General features: G+C 65.9%; 6 protein-coding genes. 2 read left to right on the top strand and 4 right to left on the bottom strand.

The features are described 5' to 3' along the window. Positions 1-116 precede the first annotated feature (116 nt). From ABF648_RS11645 to secY, 4 genes are all read right to left on the bottom strand, one after another. On the bottom strand, positions 117-503 hold the full coding sequence (locus tag ABF648_RS11645) for a DUF1707 SHOCT-like domain-containing protein (protein WP_415632413.1): 387 nt from the start codon (positions 501-503) through the stop codon (positions 117-119). Between the two features lie 307 nt (positions 504-810). Beyond that, positions 811-1,656, bottom strand: coding sequence for a type I methionyl aminopeptidase (gene map / locus ABF648_RS11640; protein WP_415632412.1), 846 nt, complete (start codon positions 1,654-1,656; stop codon positions 811-813). After that, on the bottom strand, positions 1,653-2,228 hold the full coding sequence (locus tag ABF648_RS11635; protein WP_415632411.1) for an adenylate kinase: 576 nt from the start codon (positions 2,226-2,228) through the stop codon (positions 1,653-1,655). The genes map and ABF648_RS11635 overlap by 4 nt, the downstream gene beginning before the upstream one ends. Next, positions 2,225-3,538 (bottom strand): preprotein translocase subunit SecY, encoded by a 1,314-nt coding sequence (secY, locus tag ABF648_RS11630; RefSeq protein ID WP_415632410.1) that lies wholly within the window; start codon positions 3,536-3,538, stop codon positions 2,225-2,227. The genes ABF648_RS11635 and secY overlap by 4 nt, the downstream gene beginning before the upstream one ends. Before the next feature lie 166 nt (positions 3,539-3,704). Between secY and ABF648_RS11625 the strand changes: the two genes are divergently transcribed. Further along, positions 3,705-4,928, top strand: coding sequence for an LLM class flavin-dependent oxidoreductase (locus tag ABF648_RS11625; protein WP_415632409.1), 1,224 nt, complete (start codon positions 3,705-3,707; stop codon positions 4,926-4,928). 186 nt (positions 4,929-5,114) lie between these two features. Further along, on the top strand, positions 5,115-5,831 hold the full coding sequence (locus ABF648_RS11620; protein ID WP_415632408.1) for an NAD(P)H-dependent oxidoreductase: 717 nt from the start codon (positions 5,115-5,117) through the stop codon (positions 5,829-5,831). Positions 5,832-6,005 lie beyond the last annotated feature (174 nt).

The following is a 6,005-nucleotide window of genomic DNA, read 5'->3' as shown; positions in this document are numbered from 1 at the left end:
CCCCCCCCCCCCCCCCCCCCGCGGCCCGCGCGGCGGGGCCCCCCCCCCCCCCCCCCCCCCCCCCCCCCCGCGGCGGCCGGCCCCCCCCCCCGGCCCGGAGAACTCGCGCCATCGGCTCAGAAGATGACGCCGAAGATCACCAGCAGGATGACGATCACCACGATTGCCGCCGCCGAACCGAGTACGAGACGCACCAGCTTCGAATGGGTGTCGGGGCGGGTGACCGGGACATTCACCTCGCCGGGTTTGAGTTCCACCTCCGACCCGCTGCCCGCCGGATCGGTGGTGCGATAGCGCGCCGGGAGCACCGCCGTCAATGGCACCAGCTCCCCCACTGTGCGCGCCGCGTAGAGGCTGTCCATGGTCTGCTGGTAGGTCTCCACTGGAATGTCGCCTCGCTCGTAGGCGCTGTTGAGCCTCGTGGTGAACTCGTCCCGCTCCGCATCGCTGATCGGACGGGACGGTTCACGGGAGTAGCTCGACTCGATCGGCAGACCGCTCATGGATCCAGCTTATGGTGAGGCGGCGATGCATCCACCGGGGAATGCCGGCACGCTCGCCATGTGCCGCCACGCAGTTCAGCAGGCAAGTCGCCACGCAGGCGCTTGCGTTGATTGACGCACTCGACACGGCACATCCAACTCTGCCGGCCTGCTCCTTGCGGGAAACCCGGATGCGCCGCGCTGTCCATCGCTCAACTTCGCCGACGCAGGACGCAGCATGTCACCGCACTCTCGATCGCACCGATCTCCACGAGGTGGGCACGCCACTGCTTCTCCCGGCAGATCTCCTCCCGTGTGGGGTCAGCGGTCAGTCCGGTCCGCCGTAGGGCACGCCCAGCTCTGCGAGCTTCGCGCGTCCACCATCGGGTTCGGTGAGTACCCACAGCCCATTGGGCATGATCGCCACCTGGTTCTCCCAGTGCGCCGCACGGGAGGAATCGATCGTGACGACGGTCCATTCGTCGTCGAGCTCGGCGATGTCATCACTGCCCAGGGTGACCATGGGCTCGATGCACAGGCACATGCCGGGCACGATCTTCGGCCCGCGGTGGGGGCGCCCGTAGTTGGGTACGTCCGGAGGCTGGTGCATGGCCGTGCCGATGCCGTGGCCGGTGTACTCGCGCAGGATGCCGAAGGTCCGTCCGTGGGACTGGATGGAGACCTCCACCGCATGCGAGATGTCGCCCACCCGATTGCCCGGCAGGGCTTTCGCAATACCGGCCCACATCGACTCGCGGGTCACTTCGACGAGCAGATGGGAATCGGAGTCCACCTCGCCCACCTCGAAGGTGCTGGCGGAGTCTCCGTGCCAACCATTGACGATGCCGCCATAGTCCACCGAGACGATGTCGCCCTCCTGCAGCACCCGGGGACCCGGGATACCGTGCACGACGACCTCATTGACCGATACGCATGCCACACCGGGATAGGGCGGCAGGCCGTAGTCGGCGCCATAGCCCAGGAAGTTGCTGGTGGCATTGTGCGAGGCCAGTACCTCGCGGCCGACCCTGTCGATGTCGGCGGTCGTGGCACCGGGCTTTGCGGCCTCGCGCATCGCGGCGAGCCCTTCGGCCACCACGAGCCCGGCCACCCGCATGGCCTCGAGCTGGTCGGTGCTCTTGACCTCGATCCGCTCGCGGCGCAAGCCGCTCAATGCCCCACGGCCGAATCCACGGCAGCAGCGATCCTGGTGCTGACCTCTTCGACCGATCCATTTCCATCGACCTTGACCAGCAGGCCACGGCCCTCATAGGCGTCGAGCAGCGGCCTGGTGCTCTCGAGATAGACATCCATCCGGTGCCGGATGGTCTCCTCGTTGTCGTCGGGGCGCTTCTCGATCTCGGCGCGCTTGATCAGCCGGGCGATGAGGTCCTCCGGCTCCACGTCGAGGCAGATCACCGCATCCAGCGCCTTGCCGTGCTTGTCGAGGTAGTCGTCCAGGGCATCCACCTGGTGCATGGTGCGCGGGAAGCCGTCCAGCAGGAAGCCTGCCCCGGCGTCCGGATGGTCGAGACGATCGGCGACGATCTGCTCGGTCAACTCGTCGGGGACGTAGTTTCCGGCCTTCATGATGGCGTCCACCTGCTTGCCCAGTGGTGTGCCGTTCTTCACATTGGAGCGGAAGATGTCTCCGGTCGAGATGGCCGGGACGCCGTAGTGGGCAGCAATGCCCACCGCCTGCGTTCCCTTGCCCGCGCCCGGAGCACCCATGATGAGCAATCTCACTGTAGGAACCCTTCGTAGTTGCGTTGATGGAGCTGGGATTCGATCTGTTTGACGGTGTCGAGACCGACGCCGACCATGATGAGGAGGCTGGTGCCGCCGAAGGGGAAGTTCTGATCGGCCCCGAGCAGAACGATGGCGATCGTCGGCAACAACGAGATGAAGGCCAGATACAGCGAACCGGGAGCGGTCAGCCGGCTGAGCACATAGGCAAGGTAGTTCTCGGTGGGTTTACCTGCGCGAATTCCGGGAATGAAGCCGCCGTACTTCTTCATGTTGTCGCTGATCTCCACCGGGTCGAAGGTGATCGACACATAGAAGTAGGTGAAGAAGATGATCAGCACCGCGTAGATCAGGTTGTATTCCCACGAGCTGCCGTTGCCCGCCAGATTCCTGCCGATCCACGTCGCGGCGGCACCGTCCGGATGGAAGATCGTGTACAACACCGGCAGGTAGAGAATCGAGGCCGCGAAGATGACAGGGATGACGCCTGCCTGATTCACCTTCAACGGGATGTAAGTGGTCGATCCGCCGAGCAGGCGATTGCCGACCATCCGTTTGGCGTACTGCACCGGGATGCGCCGCTGAGCCGACTCGACGTAGACCACGCCCGCCATCACGAGCAGCCCGATGGCGACCACGATCACCAGCAGCAGCCAGCCCTGGTTGCCGGGGTGAGCCGTGCGGATGCCCCAGATCGAGGCGGGGAAACGGGCGGCGATCTGGGTGAAGATCAGGATGGACATGCCATTGCCCACGCCACGTTCGGTGATGAGCTCGCCGAGCCACATGATCAGCGAGGTGCCCGCGGTCATGGTGAGGATCATCACGATGATCGAGAACACCCCGGTGCTGTAGACCACCGACTGGGAGCACGAGCGGTAGAGCTGCCCGGAAACCGCCAGCATGGTGAAGCTGGTGGCCTGCAGCACGGCGAGCACGATGGTGAGCCATCGCGTGTACTTGGTGATGGTCTCCTGGCCTGTCGAACCCTCTTTCTTGAGGGCCTCCAGGCGCGGAATGACCACGGTGAGCAGCTGCAGGATGATCGACGCGGTGATGTACGGCATGATGCCGAGCGCGAAGATGGCCAGGTGCAGCAGCGCCCCGCCGCTGAACAGATTGATCATCGAGTACAGCCCGGCGGCATCACCGGTCTGGGCATCGGCCGCGCACTGCCGGATGGCTGAGATGTTCACATTCGGCGCCGGGATGGTGGAACCGAGCCTGAAGATCACCAGGATGAAGAGGGTGAACCCGATCTTCTTCCGCAGATCCGGAGCCCGGAAGGCATTGAAAAAGGCCGAAATCACATCTGAACTCTCTGTCGGTGGCCACCCGCGTGATGGTCTTTCGCGGCGGGACAACTCTCGCAGTCTACAGTCCGGAGCTCGCCGGAAGTGCACGGGCGAGAATCAGCCCCGGCCCAGGAACACGCGAGGCAGGAATAGAAGACAGCCGAGAATGGTTGATAGTTGCATGATCAACCACTCTGGTGAATCGCCCCGCGCCCGGCCCACTGCTGAGCGGGTTCCCCTACAGGCTTCCGCGCCGGCGCGGGTTCCTGTACAAATTGGTCTCTTCTCCGTCTCGGACATCACCCAGGATCCGACGAACGGGCAGATTCCCACCGAGCACGAGCGCATCCATGCCTGGCTGCAGATCGCCCGCAAGGCCGAAGACATCGGCCTTGATGTCTTCGCGATCGGTGAGCACCACAATCCGCCCTTCTTCTCCTCCTCGCCGACCACCACGCTGGCCCACATCGCGGCCCAGACGAAGCGGCTCATCCTGTCCACCGCCACCACCCTGATCACCACGAACGACCCGGTGAAGATCGCCGAGGACTTCGCAATGCTGCAGCATCTGTCGGAGGGCCGCGTCGACCTGATGCTGGGCCGCGGCAACACCGGCCCGGTCTATCCCTGGTTCGGCAAGGACATCCGCCAGGGCATCGAGCTGGCGCTGGAGAACTACTCCCTGCTGCATCGGTTGTGGCGGGAGGATTCGGTGGACTGGAAGGGACGCTTCCGCACGCCCCTGCAGGGCTTCACCTCGGTACCGCGTCCCCTGGAGGGTGTACCGCCGTTCGTGTGGCACGGCTCGATCCGCTCCCCCGAGATCGCCGAACAGGCCGCCTATTACGGCGACGGCTTCTTCCACAACAACATCTTCTGGCCGATGTCGCACACCACCTCACTGGTGAACCTCTACCGGCGCCGCTATGAGCACTACGGCCATGGCAAGGCATCCCAGGCGATCGTCGGCCTCGGTGGGCAGTTCTTCATGCGCCGCAACTCCCAGGACGCAGTGCGCGAGTTCCGGCCCTATTTCGACAATGCGCCCGTCTACGGCCACGGCCCCTCATTGGAGGAGTTCAGCGCCGAGACCCCCCTGACGGTGGGCTCGCCCCAGCAGGTGCTCGAGCGCACCCTGAGCTTCCGGGAATCGGTGGGGGACTACCAGCGACAGCTCTTCCTCATCGACCATGCGGGTCTCCCGCTGAAGACCGTCCTGGAGCAGCTCGACCTGCTGGGCGAGATCCTGCCGCAGATGCGGGCCGGTTTCGCCGAGGGCCGGCCGGACGATGTACCCGATGCTCCGACGCACGCTTCGCTGGTCGCTGCCCGTGCCGGCGACGAGAAGCACGCCGAGGCCTCCCCTGCCGCCCTCCAGGACACCGTGACCGGCCGCACTGCCTGATCCTCCGGTCCTGATCGGTTCTCGTACAGGGGTTTGCCCGCGCCGGGATCATGGAAACAAGGGGCGCAGGCACTGCTCGGCACGAATCCTGGGATCAGTCGGTTTCCGGCCCCTCATTCCTCCACTGCTCAGCCCCATGCCACCACGCACCACCATCACAACATCTGTCCTGCAAGGAGTCATTCGATGTCGATCATCGCCATCACCTCTGGGCTCGGCTCACCCTCTGCCAGCCGAATGCTCACCGACCGGCTCATCGCCGCATTGCGCGAGGCTGATCCGCACGGCATCCTCACCGAGGACATCCAGGTCGTCGAGCTGCGAGACATCGCCCACGATCTGCTCAATACCGAGCTGAGCCATGTGCCGGCTCCCTCACTCACCCGGCTGTCCTCTGCCATCGAGCAGGCCGACGGCGTGATCGCGGTGGCTCCGGTCTACAACGCCCAGCCTGCCGCGGTCTTCTCGCTGCTCCTGGAGGTTCTGGACGAGGGCATCCTGCGAGGCAAGCCGGTGCTGCTCGGTGCCACCGGTGGCAGCCCCCGGCACAGCCTGGTGCTCGACCGCGCGATGGTGCCCTTGTTCCATTACGTGCACGCCCTCATCGCACCGGTCAGCGTGTTCGCCTCCACCGATGACTGGGCCGACGATGCCCTCGCGTCCAGGTGCCGGCTGGCTGCGCAGAGCTTTCTCGCGTTGTTCCACCCAGCCACCCGCCCCTCCGCCAAACCGAGGGTGCCGGATGCCGAGGACCTGCCCGCCAGCACCGAGGCATCCACCGCAGGTGAGGTGGCAGCCCCCTCGAACGGGTCCACCAGCGCAGAGCTGTACACACTCGACGCCGACTTCGAGACGATGATGCGATCGGTTGAAGCGGGCGGGACCGCGACCCGCACCGGCTGAGTGAGCCGAGCGCCGAATCCCGGTGTTCATGAGAACTGGGCAACAACAGCGGACATGACACGAGGGGGGGGGGGGCGGGCGGCGGGGGGGGGGCGCGCGGGGGCGCCCGCCGCCGCGCCGCCGGCGCGGGGGGGGGGGCGCCCCGCCCCGCGCGGCGGGCGCGACGCCGCGGCG

The sequence above is a fragment of the Propionibacterium sp. genome, from assembly GCF_047719395.1.
GTDB lineage: Bacteria > Actinomycetota > Actinomycetes > Propionibacteriales > Propionibacteriaceae > Propionibacterium.
Note: the sequence above shows the minus strand (reverse complement) of the source record. Positions and strands in the feature narration are given on the sequence as shown.

Excerpts from the sequence above, each read along its gene's own strand:
- ABF648_RS11625 (WP_415632409.1), top strand. The coding sequence starts at position 3,705 with ATGATCAACCACTCTGGTGAATCGCCCCGCGCCCGGCCCACTGCTGAG.
- ABF648_RS11645 (WP_415632413.1), bottom strand. The coding sequence starts at position 503 with ATGAGCGGTCTGCCGATCGAGTCGAGCTACTCCCGTGAACCGTCCCGT.
- ABF648_RS11620 (WP_415632408.1), top strand. The coding sequence starts at position 5,115 with ATGTCGATCATCGCCATCACCTCTGGGCTCGGCTCACCCTCTGCCAGC.